Here is an 18,104-nt window from a genome sequence, read left to right as displayed (position 1 = left end):
GCAGTTTTGAAAATCGGCGTTGTTACCGTGTCCGACCGTGCAAGTCGCGGCGAATATGAGGATTTGAGCGGCCCGGCCATCGAAGCATGGCTGAAGAACGCCATCGTCACGCCTTACGAAACGGTGCAGCGCGTCATTCCCGACGGGATGGCGTCGGTACGCGACACGCTGATCGCGCTTTGCGATGATGAGGCTTGCGATCTGATCCTGACGACGGGCGGCACGGGGCCAAGCCCGCGCGACGAGACAACAGAAGCCATGCATGCTGTTCTGCACAAGGAATTGCCGGGTTTTGGCGAGTTGATGCGCCGCGTCAGCCTCGAACAAACGCCGACAGCCATTCTCTCGCGCCAGACGGCGGGCAGCCGCGGCAAGAGCTTTATTCTCAACCTGCCGGGCAAGCCTGCATCCATCGCAATGACCTTGCAGGCGGTCTTTCCGGCTATCCCATATTGTCTTGATTTGATCGGTGCTGGCCGTATCGAAACCGACCCGGCGGTCGTCAAGGCACATCGTCCGGGATAGAAACGGGCCAAGCGATTCCCGATTTGGCCGGGAGTCTACATTTCAATTCGTCCGTTGTCATCACGACGAATTGCGCAACCCTGCTTTGCACTTTTATATGATTTCAATGCTTGCATTTCCCCAAAGTCGCGCTGAATAATAGCGGAAAAAGGGGTACTCAGTGAAGCCATTTGATGAAATGCTCAACCATGGCGGGAATGTCCGGCCACCTTACGAATTTCTCAAACAATGGCTCGACGGCCAGGATTCTGGCAAGCTTCTGCAGAAATCTCAGGATGCAGAAAGCGTCTTTCGCAAGACGGGTATTACTTTCGCGGTTTACGGTGATCAGGAAGCAGCCGAACGGCTTATCCCTTTCGATATCATCCCGCGCATCATTTCCGGTCAGGAATGGCGGCGTCTTTCGCAAGGCATCGAACAGCGCGTCATGGCGCTTAACGCGTTTCTCGACGATATTTATCATCGGCAGGAAATTGTCAGGGCAGGGCGCATCCCGAAAGAACTGATCACCAGGAACGAGGCATTTCTGCCCGAGATGATCGGCTTTCGTCCGCCCGGCAACGTCTATACGCATATTATCGGCGTCGATATCGTGCGCACCGCAGAGAACCAGTTCTACGTGCTGGAAGACAATGCCCGCACGCCGTCCGGTGTTTCCTATATGCTGGAAAACCGCGAAACGATGATGCAGCTTTTCCCGGAGCTGTTCCAGAACGTCAAGGTTCGCCCGGTTGAGAACTATCCGCAATTGCTGCGCCAGTCGCTGGCGAGCGTCGCGCCTCCCGGTACGCAGGGCGTGCCGACCGTCGCGGTTCTGACGCCCGGCATTTATAATTCCGCCTATTTCGAACACGCGTTTTTGGCCGACCAGATGGGCGTTGAACTGGTGGAGGGCAGCGATCTGCGGGTGGTTGATGGGCGCGTCGCCATGCGAACCACGCAGGGCTATCGCGCCATCGACGTGCTTTACCGTCGCGTGGACGACGCCTATCTCGATCCTCTGACCTTCCGTCCGGATTCGACACTTGGCGTCGCAGGTATCATGGATGTCTACCGCGCGGGCAATATCACCATTGCCAATGCACCGGGCACCGGCATTGCCGACGACAAGGCGATCTATTCCTATATGCCGGAAATCGTAGAGTTCTATACGGGCCGCAAGGCGATCCTCGAAAACGTGCCGACATGGCGCTGCTCGGAACCGGACAGTCTGGCCTATGTGCTCGACAATCTGGCCGATCTTGTCGTCAAGGAAGTGCACGGTTCCGGCGGTTACGGCATGCTGGTGGGGCCTGCATCCACCAAGGCTGAACGCGAAGCCTTTGCGAAAAAGCTGAAGGCGCGTCCGCGCAATTATATCGCGCAGCCGACACTGGCGCTTTCCACCACCCCGATCTTTACCGAAAAGGGTCTCGCGCCGCGCCATGTCGATTTACGCCCGTTCGTGCTGGTTTCCGACCGTATCCGCATCACGCCCGGCGGTTTGACCCGCGTGGCGCTGAAGGAAGGATCGCTGGTCGTGAATTCCAGTCAGGGCGGTGGCACCAAGGACACCTGGGTTCTGGACGACTAGAACTGAAGCAGAAACGAATTTGTACGCAAAATCCGGCATCAAGACCGGCGCGTGAAGATGGAGCCTTAAAGGCTCGATAAGGGGAATGAATTCATGCTTTTAGGCCGCACGGCAAACGGGCTTTTCTGGATGTTCCGCTACATTGAGCGGGCGGAAAATATGGCTCGCCTGGTGGATGCCGGATTGCGTATGGCTCTGACCAAGACGTCCGACGCGCCGGAAGAATGGTCTTCCGTGGTGGTGTCGGCGGGCGCCAGTCAGGCCTTTTCCGCAAGATACGATGCGTATAATGCGGCGAATGTAGCCGATTTCCTGCTGCGTGATACCAGCAATCCGTCAAGCGTGATGTCCTGTTTTGAGACGGCGCGTTCCAATGCGCGCATGGTGCGCACCGCTTTGACGCGCGAGGCGTGGGAAAGCGTCAATGAAGCGTGGATGCTTTTGAAGAAGTCGCTGAGCAAGCCGCTCAAGGAAAGCGACCTGCCGCCGCTTCTCGACCAGATCAAGCGCGAAACGGCACTGATCCGCGGAGCCTTTCACGGGACCATGCTGCGCAACGAGATTTTCGATTTTGCGGGCCTGGGCACATTCATTGAACGCGCCGACAACACCGCGCGCATCCTGGACGTGAAATATTATGTGCTGCTGCCGGCCATTTCCTATGTCGGAACGACGCTCGATAATTATCAGTGGGAGTCGATTCTGCGCTCGGTCTCGGCGCATCGCTCCTATCGCTGGGTCTATGACGGGGATTATCGTCCGGCGCATGTCGCGGATTATCTGATCCTGAACGGACGCATGCCGCGCTCGCTCAATTATTGCTATCGCAGCATCAACGAGCATCTGGATTTTCTGTCCAAGGACTATGACAGCCATGCTACCTGTCATGAAACAGGGGAGAAAATCTTTTCGACACTGCAAAATCAGGACATAAGTGCAATCTTCGATGTTGGTCTGCATGAATTCCTGACGGACTTCATCAAATGCAACAACCGGCTCGGCAACGAGATCGCTGAAACCTATAATTTCAATTGAGGTCCTCGCTTGCAGCTCAATATCCGGCACGTTTCGCATTATGTTTATGAACATCCGGTGCCCTATGCGGTGCAGCGTTTGCGTTTGCGCCCGCCGACCGTGCCGGGACAGATGGTGAAGCACTGGGAGCTGACAATCGAAGGCGGCGAACCGGAAGTCTCCTATATCGACGGTTTTGGAAACAAAACCGACCTGGTGCAGCACCAGCGCAATACCAGCGAGATTATCATCACCGCCAGCGGCACTGTCGATGTGGAAGACCGTGTCGGCGTACTCGGTCCGGTCTATGGCTATGCGCCCTTGTGGCTGTTCGAGCGCGAAACCGAACTGACGCTGCCGGGCGAGGGCATTCGCGCGCTCGCTGGCGAAGTTTCAACCGGGCAGGAGCGGCTTGCCCTGCTTCACGAGTTGATGAACCGCGTCCATGGTTCTGTCGCCTATATGCCCGGCACAACCAGCGTTTTCACCGATGCGGAAACGGCGCTCGGCGCGGGCAAGGGCGTCTGTCAGGACCATAGCCACATCTTCCTGTCTGTCGCGCGGCTGCTCGGCATTCCGGCGCGGTATGTCTCCGGCTATCTCATGATGGAGGGTGTGGAAGACCAGACCGCAAGTCACGCCTGGGCGGAAGCGCATATCGACGGGCTCGGCTGGGTTGGTTTCGATGCGGCGAATAATATTTGCCCGAATGATCGCTATGTGCGTCTGGCGACCGGGCTCGATTATCGCGATGCGGCTCCAATTTCAGGCGTTCGGCTTGGTGGAACGGTCGAAAGCCTTGCGGTTCACATCAATGTAGGGCAGTGATCGGACGAGAACGATGATATCGCCTGCCGGATACTGCCGATGACCTATTGCGTTGGAATGAAAATCGATCGTGGCCTTGTGTTCATGTCCGACACCCGGACGAATGCGGGGCTCGACAATATTTCGAAATTTTCAAAGATGCGGAGCTGGTCGAAGCCCGGCGACCGCGTCATCGTCCTGCTCTCGGCTGGCAATCTTGCCACGACGCAATCAGTCGCCAGTTTGCTGGAAGAACGGATGAAGGCGCCCGCTGACCGTCACCCGTCCGTGTTCGACGCGCCATCCATGTTTCAGGTTGCACGGCTGGTTGGTGATACGGTCAAGGAAGTGATTCAGAGTTCTGCTACCGGCGGCCAGAAGGCAGCGGATGCGTTCGGCGCTTCGTTCATTCTGGGCGGGCAGATCAAAGGCGGCCAGCCGCGACTGTTCTATATTTATCCCGAAGGCAATTTCATCGAAAGCTCGGTCGATACTCCGTTTTTCCAGATCGGCGAGAACAAATATGGCAAGCCCATTCTGGTGCGCGCTTATCAGCCGGATATGAGCTTCGAGGATGCAGTGAAGCTGCTGCTCGTCTCGTTCGATTCCACGCTGAAAGCCAATCTCTCTGTCGGCCTTCCGCTGGATATGCAGATTTACGAAACTGATAGCCTCAAGACCGGCGTGCAACGGCGCTTCGAGGCAACGGACCCTTATTACCAGACGGTATCCGAAAGCTGGTCCGAAGCGCTGAAATCGGCGCTCGTACAGTTGCCGCCCTTCAGCTTCGACGATAAAAAGTAAATAATGGAAATCTTCCAGAAAAAAGCCGGACATCGTGAGATGCCCGGCCTTTGCTCATATTCAGAAATTCGGAATCAGCCGAATACCTTGAAGCGCTCGCCGTCATCCATGAAGGTCTTTTCGCCGAAAGGCTGTTCGTTGGAACCAAACGGCATCTGGGCGCGCAGCTTCCATGAGGACGGAATATCCCAGGTCTTGGCGACTTCTGCGTCAATCAGCGGGTTGTAGTGCTGAAGGCTGGCGCCAATACCGGCGTCGGAGAGGGCAGTCCAGACCGAATGCTGCGCCATGCCACCCGACTGTTCCGACCAGACCGGGAAGTTGTCAGCATAAAGTGCGAACTGCTCCTGCAGGCCCTTCACGACGTTCTGGTCTTCGAAGAAGAGAACCGTGCCAGCACCGGCTGCGAAGCTGTTGAGCTTGCCTTCCGTCTGCGCAAAGGCATCGGCAGGAACGATCTTGCGCAGTTCTTCCTTGGCAATGTTCCACAGCTTGTCGCTTTCAGCGCCAAACAGGATGACTGCACGCGAGCTCTGGGAGTTGAACGACGAAGGCGTGTGCTTGACGGCTTCGCGGATCAGTTCCGCAACCTGCTCCTTGGCGAGCGGGAGGTTCTTGCCAAGAGCATACTGGGTGCGACGCTTCTTGATGGATGCGAGATGGCTGTTGTTCATTCGTTCTAATCCTGATGTTGCAGTAGATTGCGAACTTCCCGACACATCTATTGATGCAGAATGTCCAGAAGTTACATTCATGACGTGCCCCAAGATATTGGGGTCAAACCGTTCAACGCCAGCCCGCTTTTCAGAGACACACTGTCAACAAATTGGGATGGTGAAGCCGCCATTGTTTCCATATTGATCAGAGATAGCGGGGCGGAGCCTGTGCGTTGTGGGGAAATTCCCAGCCAAACCGGGCTTTACATCTTGGGCACGATGTTGGAATCTTATTAAATTGGTGGGATTATGGGAAGGACGACGGAACCTTTTCAGAGGGCGAAACCGTCGCGATATGGGATAGGTCACGATAGTTTGAAGTCTTTTGTCATTATCGGTGGCGGCGCGAGCGGCGTCATTCTTGCGGCGCAAGTGCTGGAGCGCTCGCGTGATGCGATGGTTCGCATTTTTGAGCGATCCGGCCAGATCGGCAGGGGAATCGCCTATTCGACGGAAAATCCCGGCCACCTTCTCAATGTTCGCGCCAGCAATATGAGCGCTTTTCCCGGCAATCCCGATCATTTCCTGAACTGGCTTCACACGCGGCAAACGACGGCAGGCGCTAAAATCGCCAATGAATGGCAACCGCAGTCATTCGCACCTCGCAGGCTTTATCGCGATTACCTGAACGATCTCGTCGAACAATACCGTGCAGGCGACACACCGAGACTGGTTGTCGATCAGCGCGAGATTGTCGATGTCGTACTCGACGGCCGCAAGCCTGCCGTGGTCACTGAAACAGGCGAGATTGTTTCCGCAGATGCGGTGATTGTCGCGACGGGCAACGAAACGGCGATTGCCGTTTCTGGCGCGAATGTTGCCGAATACTGGTCCAGTAGCGGCTATTTCGACATTCCGGCTGATGCGCCGGTAGCGATCTTCGGGACGGGGCTTTCGATGGTCGACAGCGTGCTATCGCTACTTGATCGTGGGCATCAGGGAACCATCCATGCGATCTCCCGGCGCGGACTGGTGCCTGCGCGCCATGCAGCGGTGGAGCCGTTTGACGTTGATACCGATTCGTTATTCGTCGCTTCCGGTATTGTCGGTCTGTTGCGTCGCGTTCGCGCTTTGATGCAGGAGGCCGAGACTGCGGGTTCGAACTGGCGCGCTGTCATGGATGCGCTGCGACCGCACACGCAGCAGATCTGGACGCGGTTGCCGCTGGCGCAACGTGGAAGTTTTCTGCGTCATCTGCGGCCCTGGTGGGACACGCACCGTCATCGTATGGCGCCCGCTGTCGCTGATCGGATCGACGCAGCGCGTGCCTCGGGGCAGCTTGAAATTGCAGCAGGTCGGCTTCTTTCCGTGCAGGAAAACGAAACGGATATGACGATCCGCTATCGCGAGCGCCAGACGGGTTCGTTCCAGCGGCTGAAAATCGCGACGATCATCGATTGCCGTGGCGGAAACCCAAGGTTTTCAACGACACGCAATTCCGCCTTGCTTGGCCTTATGGAGCATGGGCTGGCAAAGCCCGATGCGCTTGATCTCGGTCTGGATGTCACCAAGGATTTCCAGCTGATCAATGCGCGGGGGGAACCGTCGGGCTCGTTCTTTGCGATCGGTCCGGTGACGAAGGGCGTCTTCTGGGAATCGACAGCCGTTCCGGATATTCGCGTTCAGGCGGCCAAACTGGTCGAGACCTTGTTTGAAGGGGAAGCCTGAAACGAATCTTTCGGCCAGCGATGCCGTGCTGCTGATCGTTCACCGACAAGATTTTCGTGGCAAGTTGCCCTTCAAGGCAAGGTTGCAGGGGCTGATATGCGGCGAAAGAAAGAGATTCGCGTGGAATTGGCGGCCAAAAAGTCAGAAAATTGCGATAAGCCTCTGATTTGTCCCATATAAACTATCGAAAGCTATTGCCAATATATTGGCTGGCCGGTCATAATAACGACATCGGAATATATGATTCCTCACAACATCTGATCGGGGCATTTCAGTTGCTGCTCGCCTGAGCCGCGCATGCGCCGGATCAGTTGAAAAGCGTTTCCTGCAAAAGTGCCTGACGGTTTTGCGCCCGGAAATTACGACAAAGTGGAGCGCATCTCCAAAAGTGTGAACAGCTTTCGGACCAGATGTGTGTGATTATAGACAGTAAGAGCGGATTGGAGGCCTTGGGCGCATGACGATGGACGGCAGAATGCTTTTCCTGCTTGTCCTTCTTCCTTTTATTGGCAGCGTCATCACGGGTCTTTTCAGGGGCGCGGACCGAAGCGGTTCCGCCTGGTTCACGGCAGCCATCGCTCTCGTCGCCTTCATTGTCACAGCCAGTCTTTATCCCATCGTCTCGGACGGGAAAGTTTTGCGCGGCACAGTCGATTGGCTGCCCGCCTACGGTCTCAATGTGACATTGCGCATGGACGGTTTCGCTTGGCTGTTTGCCATGCTGATTACCGGCATCGGCCTTCTGGTCGTGATTTATGCGCGCTATTACATGTCGCCCGACGATCCGGTGCCGCGTTTCTTCTCGTTCCTGCTATCCTTCATGGGATCCATGCTGGGCGTCGTTCTGTCCGGCAATATCATCCTGCTTGCCGTTTTTTGGGAGCTGACGAGTATCTTCTCGTTCCTGCTCATCGGCTACTGGTATCATAATGCCAGTGCGCGCGATGGCGCGCGTATGGCGCTGACGGTCACGGGCATTGGCGGCTTCTGTCTGCTGGCGGGCATGCTGCTGCTCGGTCATATCGTCGGCAGTTATGATCTCGATGTCGTGCTGGCAGCGGGCAACGAGGTTCGCACTCATCCGCTATATACCGTCGCGCTCATCTTGATCCTGCTTGCGGCTTTCACCAAAAGCGCGCAGTTTCCGTTCCATTTCTGGCTGCCGAACGCCATGGCCGCGCCAACGCCCGTTTCGGCCTATCTCCATTCGGCGACCATGGTGAAGGCAGGCGTGTTCCTGCTGGCCCGCCTGTGGCCGGTGCTCGCCGGAACCGAGGAATGGTTCTGGATATTGGGCTCTGCGGGCCTGATCACGCTTTTGCTTGCAAGCTTCTTTGCTGTGTTCCAGCAGGATCTCAAAGGGCTGCTCGCCTATTCGACGATCAGCAATCTGGGTCTGATTACGGCGCTGTTGAGCCTCGGTAGTCCGCTTGCTGCGGTGGCCGCGATCTTCCACATGGTCAACCATGCCATTTTCAAGGCGTCGCTCTTCATGGCGGCAGGCATCATCGACCATGAAACCGGAACGCGCGATATGCGTCGCCTGAGCGGACTGTTCCGATTAATGCCCTATACGGCGACACTTGCCATGGTGGCGAGCGCGGCGATGGCTGGCGTTCCGCTGCTTAATGGCTTCATTTCCAAGGAAATGTTCTTTGCCGAGGCGGTTGAAACGCATCTTGCGTCCTGGCTCGACACGATCACCCCTTACGTGGCGACGCTCGCCAGCATCTTCACAGTGGCCTATTCGATCCGCTTCATTTACTCGACCTTCTTCGGCCCGCCGCCGCATGATCTGCCGCGAGAGCCGCATGAACCGCCGCACTGGATGCGCCGCCCTATCGAACTTCTCGTTCTGCTCTGCCTTCTGATTGGCATCGTTCCTGGCCTGTCCATTGGTCCATTCTTGCATTCGGCGGTGCGCTCGGTGCTTGGCGATGCGACGCCGGAATATAGTCTCGCAGTCTGGCATGGTTTCAATCTGCCCCTGATGATGAGTATCGCCGCGATGATCGGTGGCGTACTTCTGCACTGGTGCTTGAAAAACTATCTGACAACCAGCGAGGATGGACCGCCGCTGTTCCGGCACCTGCAAGGTCAGCGCATTTTCGAGCGCGTACTGGTGACGTTGTCATGGAACTGGGCGCGTAAGGCTGAAAATTTCCTCAGCACGCGCCGCTTGCAGCCGCAATTGCGCATCATCGTGGCGGTGGCCGTTGTGGTTGCTGCATGGCCGCTGATTGAGGATGGTCTGCGCTTGGGTCTATTGGGGCCGCAGCCGGTTGATCCGATTTTCGCCGGCCTCTGGCTTCTTGGCTGTGCCTGCGCCGTGGGCGCTGCCTATCAGGCTAAATTCCATCGTCTCGCCGCCTTGATCCTGCTTGGCGGGGCGGGGCTCATGACCTGCATCACCTTTGTCTGGCTTTCCGCGCCCGATCTTGCCGTCACGCAGCTTCTGGTGGAAATCGTCACGACGGTTCTGCTTTTGCTCGGTCTGCGCTGGCTGCCGAAGCGTTGGGAAGATCCCGATCCGGTTCCGGTGAAGATCGGCCCACGTATCCGTCGCTATCGCGATCTTGTGCTGGCTGTTGCTAGTGGGGTCGGCGTTTCGATCATTGCCTATGCGATGATGACGCGCCCGTCGCCCAACAGCATCGGCGATTATTTCCTGCAAAACGCCTATACGGGTGGCGGCGGCAAGAATGTCGTCAATGTCATTCTGGTCGATTTCCGCGCTTTCGATACATTCGGTGAGATCGCCGTCCTCGGCATTGTCGGCCTGACGGTCTTTGCGTTGCTGCGTCGTTTCCGTCCCGCGCCGGATTCTACCGGCTCGACCGCGCAGCAGAAGATTCAGGACGCCTATGACGAGGCCATGCCCGACCGCAAAGCGGGCGAGACGCTGAACGATTATCTGGCCGTGCCGTCGGTCATCATGCAATGGCTGTTTCCGGTCATCATCGTGCTGGCCGTGCATCTGTTCCTGCGTGGACATGATCTGCCGGGCGGCGGTTTTGCGGCCGGTGTTGCGCTGGCGATTGCCTTCATCCTGCAATATCTCGCTGCCGGAACGCGCTGGGTTGAAGACCGGCTGCGCATTCTGCCTTTGCGCTGGATCGGTGTGGGTCTGCTCAGCGCTGCGGCAACCGGTTCGGGTGCATGGCTGTTCGGTTATCCGTTCCTGACCTCGTTCTTCCAGTATGTGGACATACCCCAGGTTGGAAAATTGCCGGTGGCAAGCGCGTTGCTGTTCGATTTCGGCGTTTTCGCGCTTGTTGTGGGCGCGACGGTTATTGTCTTGATCGCGCTGGCGCACCAATCGATCCGTAAACATCGCGTCGAGAAACTCGCCGCAGCGACTGCGAAGGAGGAGAACTGATGGAGCTGGTTCTTGCTCTCGCAATCGGGGTGCTGATGGCTTCCGGCGTCTGGCTGGTGCTGCGTCCGCGCACGTTTCAGGTGGCGATTGGCCTGTCGCTGATCTCCTATGCGGTCAATTTGTTCATCTTCTCGATGGGGCGGCTGCGTTCCAACGCTGCGCCGGTGCTGGACTCCGGAGTGGACGTACAGGCGGCCCAATATACCGATCCGGTGCCGCAGGCGCTTGTGCTGACGGCAATCGTTATCGGCTTCGCCATGACGGCGCTCTTCCTTGTCGTGTTGCTCGCCTCGCGCGGCCTGACACGCACCGACCATGTCGACGGCAAGGAGAACTGATGATGGATTGGAAATCACACCTCATCGTTGCTCCGATCCTTCTGCCGCTGGTAACGGCGGCTGTGCTGCTGTTGATCGACGAGCGCAGCCGCAAGCTGAAGATGGCGATCAACTCGCTCTCGACGCTCGGCCTGATCGGCATTGCCTGCATGCTTGTCGGCATGGCCAGCGAAAAAGCGCCGGAAGCCATCGTCTATCTGATCGGCAATTGGCCCGCACCGTTCGGCATCGTGCTGGTGCTCGACAGGCTGGCGGCGTTGATGCTGTTGCTGGCAAGTCTGCTCGGAATGGCCGCGCTCAGCTTCGCGCTGGCGCATTGGCACAAGGCAAGCCCGCATTTCCACACGATTTTCCAGCTTTTGCTGATGGGGCTGAACGGCGCGTTCCTTACCGGCGATCTGTTCAACCTGTTCGTTTTCTTCGAGGTTATGCTGGCCGCATCCTACGGTCTGGCGCTGCATGGCTCAGGCCCGGCCCGCGTCAAGGCGGGGTTGCATTATATCGCGGTCAATCTGGTGGCGTCGTCGCTGTTCCTGATCGGCGTGAGCCTCATCTACGGTGTTACCGGCACGCTGAATATGGCGGACCTTGCACAGCGGATCACGCAGGTTGCGCCCGAGGACCGTATGCTGCTGGAAGCCGGTGCGGCGGTTCTGGGTGTCGCCTTCCTGATCAAGGCTGGCATGTGGCCGCTTAATTTCTGGTTGGCGCCGACCTATACGGCAGCCGCAGCGCCGGTTGCCGCGATCTTCGCGATCATGAGCAAGGTCGGCATTTATGTGCTGCTGCGCCTGTCGCCGTTGATGTTCGGGCTGGATGCTGGCTCGTCTTACGGTTTCGGTAATGACTGGCTCTATTTCGGCGGCATGGTCACACTGGCCTTCGGCCTGATCGGCGTGGTTGCGTCGCAGGCAATGGGCAGGCTCGCAAGCTACAGCATTCTTGTTTCGTCGGGCACGCTTCTGGCTGCCATCGGCAGCGGTAACACCGCCATGGCCGGGGCTGCACTGTTTTATATGGTCAGTTCCACGCTGACGATTGCCGCATTCTTCCTGCTGATCGAACTGGTCGAACGTGGACAGGACGCCGCCGCCAACGTTCTCGCGGTCACGATGGAAGCCTATGGCGATGACGAGGAAGAAGAAGAGGAAGAAGAGGTCGGCGCGGTCTTGCCCGCGACCCTTGCCATCCTTGGCACGTTCTTCGCGATCTGCGCCATTTTGCTGATCGGCCTACCGCCATTCTCGGGTTTCATCGCCAAGTTCCTCATCCTTGCTGCAGTCTTCAACGGTGACGGGGCGGCGCCGCAACTCGCCATGCCGGTCAGTCCGGCAAGCTGGGCGCTGATTGCGCTGATTCTCCTGTCCGGCCTTTCGGCGCTCATCGCCATGACGCGTACCGGCATCCGCACCTTCTGGGCCTCGCTCGAAGGCAATGTGCCACGTGTTCTGGTGCGAGAAGTCGTGCCGATTGCAGGGCTTCTGGGGCTCTGCCTTGCGCTGACAATCGCAGCCGGTCCCGCCATGCGCTATATGGATGAAACGGCGCGCTCGCTACACAATCCGTCCGACTATATCAACAGTGTCCTGAAAGCACCCAAGGTCGAATATGGACCGTCCAAGGCAATGGACGCGCAAGCGGCGGGGGTAGAATGAAAAAGATCCTGCCATATCCGCTGATGTTTGCGGCGCTTGTCCTGTTCTGGCTGCTGCTGAACGGTTTCACCCGCGCGCAGCTTATCCTTGGCGCGATTATCGCGCTGTTCGCCTGCCAGATCATGACGGCGCTTCAGCCGCAGAAAAACCATCTGCGCTCGATCCCGACGATGTTCCGGCTTTTCGTCACGTTCAGCCTCGATATTCTGCAATCGAATATTACCGTCACGCGCATTATCCTGTCCAACCGCAAACGGCGTCCCGGCTTCGTGGTTATCCCACTGGAGCTGGAAAACCGTACAGCGCTGGCGGTTCTCGCCTGCGTGGTGACGGCCACCCCCGGCACAGCCTGGGTGGATCATCATAGCGCGCGCCGAGAACTGACCATTCACGTGCTCGACCTTGAGGAAGCGCAGGTCTGGCGCGATCTGATCAAACAAAAATACGAAAAGCCGCTGATCGCGATTTTCGGCGCAGCAGACATCGTCGAGAAGGAGAAATCCGCATGAGCGCCGTTATCATCTTCTGGGCTCTGCTCGCTGCACAATTGATGCTGATCGGCGCTATTGGCTGCGCGGTCTACCGTCTGCTTATCGGACCCCGCGCGCAGGACCGCGTGCTTGCCACCGATGCGCTTTATCTCAATGCACTGCTGCTGCTGATTACTTTCGGCATTCGCACCGGCAGTGTTCTTTATTTCGAAGCAGCACTGATTATCGCGTTGCTCGGCTTCGTCGCCACTGTCGCGCTCGCCAAATTCCTGATGCGCGGGGAGGTGATCGAATGATCCATGCAGCCGAAATCCCGCTCTGGGCCGCCATCCTCATTTCGTTTTTTCTCGTCGCCGGTGCTTTCCTGACGCTTGTCGGATGCATTGGCCTTGTGCGTTTCAAGACCTTTTATGAACGCATCCACGCGCCGACCATCGGCTCGTCTTTTGGGGCTGGGGGAATCTTGATTGCTTCAATCATATTTTTCTCCATCTTGCAATCGAAGCCGATTCTGCATGAAGTGTTGATTACCGTCTTTGTGGTCATCACAACGCCGGTGACGCTCATGCTGCTCAGCCGCGCCGTGATCCATCGCGACACGACGCAGGACAGCAAGGAGCTGCCTTCATCTTCCGACCCCGATTGAGGCCGGCAGACATCATGCTTGAGGGTGCGGAAAGGGCGTTTTCGGCTTTTCCGCAGTGCAGAACGGGGAAATTCAGCGGCTTCTTTCCAGAAGGGCCGCCATCGTTTTTCGGACGGACGGATTGAGCTTTTTCGGGTTCGCTTAAAGACTTATATCCCCTTGTTCGGTCACGATATTCGCTCTTTCCCGAATCTGAAGCATATTGCCTGCGGCCTGTTGGGTTCGGAAGGAGCGGCTGGTGGCATTTGGAGGAGTGCTTACTGGCTGCGGCCAATTGTCCGGATGCGGCGCATCGATGGTCAGACGGATTGAAGGTTTTCATCATTTAGATTATCTGGATTTCAGTAATTTCTGAAAATTCAGAAAATACGGGAGAGAGAATTTTGGAATTGTCGCCAATCGTTCAGTCGTTCGTGCTCCACTTTGGAGAGATGGGCAGCCGTTGGGGCATCAATCGCACGGTGGGGCAGATTTACGCGCTGCTCTATCTGTCGCCCCAGCCGATGTGCGCCGACGAGATCGTCGACGCGCTCGGTGTGTCACGCTCGAATGTCTCCATGGGCATACGCGAACTGCAAGGCTGGAATCTTGTGCTGCTGAAGCACATTCCCGGCGACCGTCGCGATTTCTTCACGACGCCGGATGACGTCTGGCAGATTCTGCGTACGCTTGCCGAAGAGCGCAAGAAGCGCGAGATCGATCCGACACTGTCGGTTCTGCGCGAAGTGCTGATGGAAGCGCCGCAGGATGACAGCGACCGCTACGCCCAGGAGCGCATGAAAGACATGTACAGCCTGATCGAGCGGCTGACCAATTGGTACGACGACGTGAAGAAGCTCGATACCGACCGTCTTACAAGCCTTCTGGCGCTGGGCGCGAAGGTGACCCGCTTCCTCGAAACCACCGACAGGATTGTGGCTTTGGGGCGCGGACGAACATCGGCCAAGAAGGAGCCAAAGCGAGATTGACATCTGATGTCCCCCAAACGGAGCAACTGGCGGAAAATCTGACGCCAGACGACGGAAAGGCGCAAAGCGGCAAAGGCCGCCCACGGTCTTCCAAGCGTCGTTCTGAGCGCCGGACGGTTCCGGCCATGCTTCGGCGGGGGGCAAATCTTCAGGCACTGGCAGCGCTTTTGTGGCTGCCGCAGGCCGGGCTGATAGCCTATGCCATCGGGCGGCTCGCCGATACCGGTTTCGACAATCGGATTTACTATGCGGCACTTGGCATATTCGTGCTGGGTTGCCTGCGCAGTCTGATTGACGGTGCTGGTGCGGCCAAGGCGTTTGACTCTGCCCGTGCTGAACTGACAGCCTTGCGCGAGCGCGCTTTTGCAGCGCTTTCCAGCCGGTCGCCGCTCGACACAGCCCGGCCATCGTCGGGTGAAGCTGCAAGTATTCTCGCCGAACAGGCGGAAATGGTCGTGCCTTATCTGTCGCGTTTTGTGCCGGTGCGCATTCGGGTCATGCTGGTGCCGCTGGCGATCCTGCTGGCCGTCTTCTGGTTTTCGTGGGCGGCGGCGCTTGTTCTCCTGATTGCAGCGCCGCTGATTCCGATCTTCATGGCGCTCATTGGCTGGCGGGCAAAAGCTGCCAGCGAAAAGCAGCTGGTGGCGCTTGGCGGCATGAATGGTTTTCTGCTGGATCGGCTGCGCGGCCTGACGACCATCCGCAGTTTTCATGCCGTGGATGCGACCGCCACGCGGCTGCGTGATAATGCCGAGACCCTGCGCACCAAAACCATGAAAGTTCTACGGATTGCTTTCCTGTCGTCCGCCGTGCTGGAGCTTTTTGCGGCGCTTGGCGTTGCCATGGTCGCCGTCTATATCGGATTTCACCTGCTCGGCACCTTGCAGTTCGGCGCATGGGGACAGAAGCTGACGCTGGGCGAAGGCCTGTTCATCCTGTTGCTGTCTCCCGCTTTCTTCGAACCGCTGCGTGACCTTTCCGCCGTCTGGCACGACCGTGCGTCGGGCGAAGCGGCCATTGATGCATTGGAGAATCTGAGCCGTCATGCCATGCCGGTTGTTGGCGGCAGCGGTGTCGCGGCGAACGAACCGACGGAAACAGACCCGACCGTTCAACTACACGATGTCGGTTTTCAATATCCGGCAGGGCCCGCGGTTTTAACAGGCTTCAACCTGGCAATCGAAGCGGGCGAACACGTCGCTCTGCTCGCGCCAAGTGGTTACGGCAAGTCTACCATTCTGGCGTTGATTGCCGGACTGGCTGCGCCACAGACCGGCGCGATCAGAATTGGCGGAATCGCCATGGCTCCTGAAAATGCAATGTCCCAGCGCCAACGCATGAGCTGGATCGGCCAAAAGCCGCATATATTCGCGGGATCCGCGCGCCACAATATCACGCTCGGACGCGAAACCACTGTCAGCCCCACCGCCTCGATCATCGAAGATATGGCGCTGGCGCATGTTGTGGGCATCACCGGCAATGGTGTTATCGGCGAGAACGGTGCCGGGCTTTCTGGCGGCGAGGCGTTGCGGCTTGCACTGGCGCGCATCGCGGTCGATCCTAAGGCCGATATCATCCTTGCCGACGAGCCGACGGCCCATCTCGACCAAGAGACGGCCGAGCATATTGCGGACAGCCTGTTGCGATTGGCCAAGGGCAAGACCCTGATTGTCGCTACCCATGATGAGGGACTGGCGCGCAAGATGAACCGCATCATACGCTTGGCTGACAATCAAGATATTGATCCGTTGTGGCAGAGGAGGGCAGCCGAATGAACGGTCTGCAAGCACTCCGCCCGATCCTGCGCCTGTTTTTCAGAACCAAAGGTTCCGCCCTTTATGCAGGCATTGCCGCGGCTACGGTCACGGTGTTGGCTGGCATCGCGCTGCTCGGTCTTTCCGGTTGGTTCATTACGGCGACAGCCATTGCGGGCCTCAGCCTTGCAACCGCCATCGTGTTCGACGTTTTCGCACCAGCTGCCGGTATCCGGTTTCTCGCGATCGTGCGCACAGGCGCGCGTTACCTCGAACGCCTTGTCACCCACGACGCAACACTCGCCATTCTGGCGGCGTTGCGCGAAACGCTGTTTCGCAGCTGGGCAAAACCGGCAGCGGCCAATGCGCTGTTGAAGCGCCCGGCACGGCTTCTGTTCCGCTTGACTGCGGATATCGATGCGCTGGATTCGCTTTATCTGCGTGTCGTCGTGCCGATTGGCGCCGCGCTCGCAACCGCGCTTGTGGCTGGCATAGCGCTTGCACTGATGCACCCGCTGTTCGGACTTGCTGTTGCACTTCCCCTTCTTCTCGTCGGATTGAGCCTGCCGTTATTGGCTGCACGACGTTCGGAAAAGCCGATGCGCAGGCGCGCCAAGGGCACGGAAGCATTGCGCGCCCGCACGGTCGATCTTGTTGCGGGCCAGACGGAACTGCTGATGGCCGGGCGGATGCAGGGACAAAATGAAGCGCTTATCCGGGCTGACAGTTATGTGGCGGCGTCTGACCGCACACTGAACCGCGTCGAGATCAGAACCGGCGCGGGGCTTGGGGTGGCCCATGCCGCACTTTTGGCTGGCGGCCTTATTGGCGCTGGCTGGCTGGTGCAGGCGGGGACAATCGGCGCTCCGGTTGCAGCTTTGGCGATGCTGGTTATTCTTGGCGCAATGGAGCCTTTCGCGGCGCTACGGCGCGGCGCGATGGAACTTGGCCGCACCATTCTGGCTGCCCGGCGCGTTGGCCCGCAATTGCGTGATGAGAAGGTGGTTGCCGGTCTACCTACGCCGCCGGATGGTTTGGCAATACAGCTTCAAAACCTGTCTGTTCGCCATGACGATGCAGCCGTCGATGCCCTGAAATCCATCAATCTTACCGTCGAAGAGGGCGAGCGCGTCGCCATCGTTGGCACCAGCGGTGCAGGGAAATCGACGCTGTTCAACGTGCTCGCAGGTGAAATCGCGGTGAAGGACGGCAGCGCTAGAGTGCTGGCCAGTTGTTTGCTGACCCAGCGCACAGAGCTTTTTCAGGATAGCCTTCGCGATAATCTGCGGCTCGCCAAACCGGACGCCGATGATGCGGCGCTGATGCAGGCTTTGCAGACCGCTGGTCTCGGAGAATTCGTCGAAACCCTGCCGAGCGGTCTCGACACGATGCTGGGCGAGGGCGGTCTGGGATTATCCGGCGGGCAGGCGCGGCGTCTTGCTCTGGCGCGCCTGTTTTTAAGCGAATCGTCCTTATGGCTTCTCGACGAACCGACCGAGGGGCTCGACGGGGCGACGGCCGAAGATGTGCTGGCGCGGTTGCGGGCGCAGTCGGGCGGACAAACCTTGCTTGTCGCCACACATATCCAGCGCGAAGCGCGGATTTGCGACCGGATCATTGTTTTGAATCAAGGCGCTCTAGTTGAGTCTGTGCGCATGAGTGACCAGCGTTTCGGTGAGATACTCAATACCATGAGGTAAGCCGGGCGGGCGAAGGTCCATCTATCAGGGGCTTTGCCAACACATGAGAATGGAAACGGCGGGCGG

16 protein-coding genes are annotated in these 18,104 nt (G+C 58.1%); 15 read left to right on the top strand and 1 reads right to left on the bottom strand.

Annotation, left to right across the window (positions count from 1 at the left end):
* Positions 1 to 6 precede the first annotated feature (6 nt).
* From mog to WIX40_RS02725, 5 genes are all read left to right on the top strand, one after another.
* Positions 7 to 525 carry a molybdopterin adenylyltransferase gene (gene mog / locus WIX40_RS02745; protein WP_339438281.1) on the top strand — a complete coding sequence of 173 codons (519 nt, stop codon included), beginning with the start codon at positions 7 to 9 and terminating at the stop codon, positions 523 to 525.
* Between the two features lie 160 nt (positions 526 to 685).
* Positions 686 to 2,098 (top strand): circularly permuted type 2 ATP-grasp protein, encoded by a 1,413-nt coding sequence (locus tag WIX40_RS02740; protein ID WP_109367428.1) that lies wholly within the window; start codon positions 686 to 688, stop codon positions 2,096 to 2,098.
* A 93-nt stretch (positions 2,099 to 2,191) separates the two neighbouring features.
* Entirely contained in the window at positions 2,192 to 3,133 is a 942-nt protein-coding gene (locus tag WIX40_RS02735; protein ID WP_109367427.1) for an alpha-E domain-containing protein, read from the top strand.
* A gap of 9 nt (positions 3,134 to 3,142) precedes the next feature.
* Positions 3,143 to 3,940 carry a transglutaminase family protein gene (locus WIX40_RS02730; protein ID WP_171317301.1) on the top strand — a complete coding sequence of 266 codons (798 nt, stop codon included), beginning with the start codon at positions 3,143 to 3,145 and terminating at the stop codon, positions 3,938 to 3,940.
* 39 nt (positions 3,941 to 3,979) lie between these two features.
* Positions 3,980 to 4,723 (top strand): proteasome-type protease, encoded by a 744-nt coding sequence (locus WIX40_RS02725; protein WP_339438277.1) that lies wholly within the window; start codon positions 3,980 to 3,982, stop codon positions 4,721 to 4,723.
* 74 nt (positions 4,724 to 4,797) lie between these two features.
* Here the strand turns inward: WIX40_RS02725 and WIX40_RS02720 are convergent, their stop codons facing one another.
* Entirely contained in the window at positions 4,798 to 5,397 is a 600-nt protein-coding gene (locus WIX40_RS02720; RefSeq protein ID WP_109367424.1) for a nitroreductase family protein, read from the bottom strand.
* A 357-nt stretch (positions 5,398 to 5,754) separates the two neighbouring features.
* On the opposite strand from WIX40_RS02720, the gene WIX40_RS02715 reads away from it, so the two are divergent.
* The 10 genes from WIX40_RS02715 to cydC all read left to right on the top strand — a co-directional run bounded on the left by WIX40_RS02715 (position 5,755) and on the right by cydC (position 18,038).
* Positions 5,755 to 7,107, top strand: coding sequence for an FAD/NAD(P)-binding protein (locus WIX40_RS02715; RefSeq protein WP_339438275.1), 1,353 nt, complete (start codon positions 5,755 to 5,757; stop codon positions 7,105 to 7,107).
* A gap of 457 nt (positions 7,108 to 7,564) precedes the next feature.
* Positions 7,565 to 10,486 (top strand): monovalent cation/H+ antiporter subunit A, encoded by a 2,922-nt coding sequence (locus WIX40_RS02710; RefSeq protein ID WP_171317293.1) that lies wholly within the window; start codon positions 7,565 to 7,567, stop codon positions 10,484 to 10,486.
* On the top strand, positions 10,486 to 10,824 hold the full coding sequence (locus tag WIX40_RS02705; RefSeq protein ID WP_121538830.1) for a Na+/H+ antiporter subunit C: 339 nt from the start codon (positions 10,486 to 10,488) through the stop codon (positions 10,822 to 10,824). The genes WIX40_RS02710 and WIX40_RS02705 overlap by 1 nt, the downstream gene beginning before the upstream one ends.
* A 2-nt stretch (positions 10,825 to 10,826) precedes the next feature.
* Positions 10,827 to 12,479: a monovalent cation/H+ antiporter subunit D gene (locus WIX40_RS02700; RefSeq protein WP_339440908.1), complete on the top strand. Its 1,653-nt coding sequence runs from the start codon at positions 10,827 to 10,829 to the stop codon at positions 12,477 to 12,479.
* Entirely contained in the window at positions 12,476 to 12,988 is a 513-nt protein-coding gene (locus tag WIX40_RS02695; RefSeq protein ID WP_109367419.1) for a Na+/H+ antiporter subunit E, read from the top strand. Before WIX40_RS02700 ends, WIX40_RS02695 begins: the two co-directional genes overlap by 4 nt.
* A complete protein-coding gene (locus WIX40_RS02690) occupies positions 12,985 to 13,266 on the top strand; it encodes a K+/H+ antiporter subunit F (RefSeq protein ID WP_109367418.1) in 282 nt (93 codons plus the stop codon). The genes WIX40_RS02695 and WIX40_RS02690 overlap by 4 nt, the downstream gene beginning before the upstream one ends.
* Positions 13,263 to 13,616 (top strand): monovalent cation/H(+) antiporter subunit G, encoded by a 354-nt coding sequence (mnhG, locus tag WIX40_RS02685; protein WP_078337010.1) that lies wholly within the window; start codon positions 13,263 to 13,265, stop codon positions 13,614 to 13,616. Before WIX40_RS02690 ends, mnhG begins: the two co-directional genes overlap by 4 nt.
* A gap of 383 nt (positions 13,617 to 13,999) precedes the next feature.
* Positions 14,000 to 14,584, top strand: a complete 585-nt coding sequence (locus WIX40_RS02680; protein WP_171317289.1) for a GbsR/MarR family transcriptional regulator — start codon at positions 14,000 to 14,002, stop codon at positions 14,582 to 14,584.
* A gap of 125 nt (positions 14,585 to 14,709) precedes the next feature.
* Entirely contained in the window at positions 14,710 to 16,359 is a 1,650-nt protein-coding gene (gene cydD, locus WIX40_RS02675) for a thiol reductant ABC exporter subunit CydD (protein WP_371834138.1), read from the top strand.
* A complete protein-coding gene (gene cydC, locus WIX40_RS02670) occupies positions 16,356 to 18,038 on the top strand; it encodes a thiol reductant ABC exporter subunit CydC (RefSeq protein WP_339438262.1) in 1,683 nt (560 codons plus the stop codon). Before cydD ends, cydC begins: the two co-directional genes overlap by 4 nt.
* Positions 18,039 to 18,104 lie beyond the last annotated feature (66 nt).

This window comes from Ochrobactrum teleogrylli (assembly GCF_037482325.1).
GTDB lineage: Bacteria > Pseudomonadota > Alphaproteobacteria > Rhizobiales > Rhizobiaceae > Brucella > Brucella teleogrylli.
The sequence above is the reverse complement of the archived record's forward strand: the minus strand, read 5'-3'. Positions and strand labels throughout refer to the sequence as shown.

Coding starts and splice junctions, on each gene's coding strand:
- WIX40_RS02690 (WP_109367418.1), top strand. CDS start 12,985: ATGAGCGCCGTTATCATCTTCTGGGCTCTGCTCGCTGCACAATTGATG.
- cydD (WP_371834138.1), top strand. CDS start 14,710: ATGCTTCGGCGGGGGGCAAATCTTCAGGCACTGGCAGCGCTTTTGTGG.
- WIX40_RS02710 (WP_171317293.1), top strand. CDS start 7,565: ATGACGATGGACGGCAGAATGCTTTTCCTGCTTGTCCTTCTTCCTTTT.
- cydC (WP_339438262.1), top strand. CDS start 16,356: ATGAACGGTCTGCAAGCACTCCGCCCGATCCTGCGCCTGTTTTTCAGA.
- WIX40_RS02705 (WP_121538830.1), top strand. CDS start 10,486: ATGGAGCTGGTTCTTGCTCTCGCAATCGGGGTGCTGATGGCTTCCGGC.
- WIX40_RS02700 (WP_339440908.1), top strand. CDS start 10,827: ATGGATTGGAAATCACACCTCATCGTTGCTCCGATCCTTCTGCCGCTG.
- WIX40_RS02695 (WP_109367419.1), top strand. CDS start 12,476: ATGAAAAAGATCCTGCCATATCCGCTGATGTTTGCGGCGCTTGTCCTG.
- WIX40_RS02735 (WP_109367427.1), top strand. CDS start 2,192: ATGCTTTTAGGCCGCACGGCAAACGGGCTTTTCTGGATGTTCCGCTAC.
- WIX40_RS02725 (WP_339438277.1), top strand. CDS start 3,980: ATGACCTATTGCGTTGGAATGAAAATCGATCGTGGCCTTGTGTTCATG.
- WIX40_RS02720 (WP_109367424.1), bottom strand. CDS start 5,397: ATGAACAACAGCCATCTCGCATCCATCAAGAAGCGTCGCACCCAGTAT.
- mnhG (WP_078337010.1), top strand. CDS start 13,263: ATGATCCATGCAGCCGAAATCCCGCTCTGGGCCGCCATCCTCATTTCG.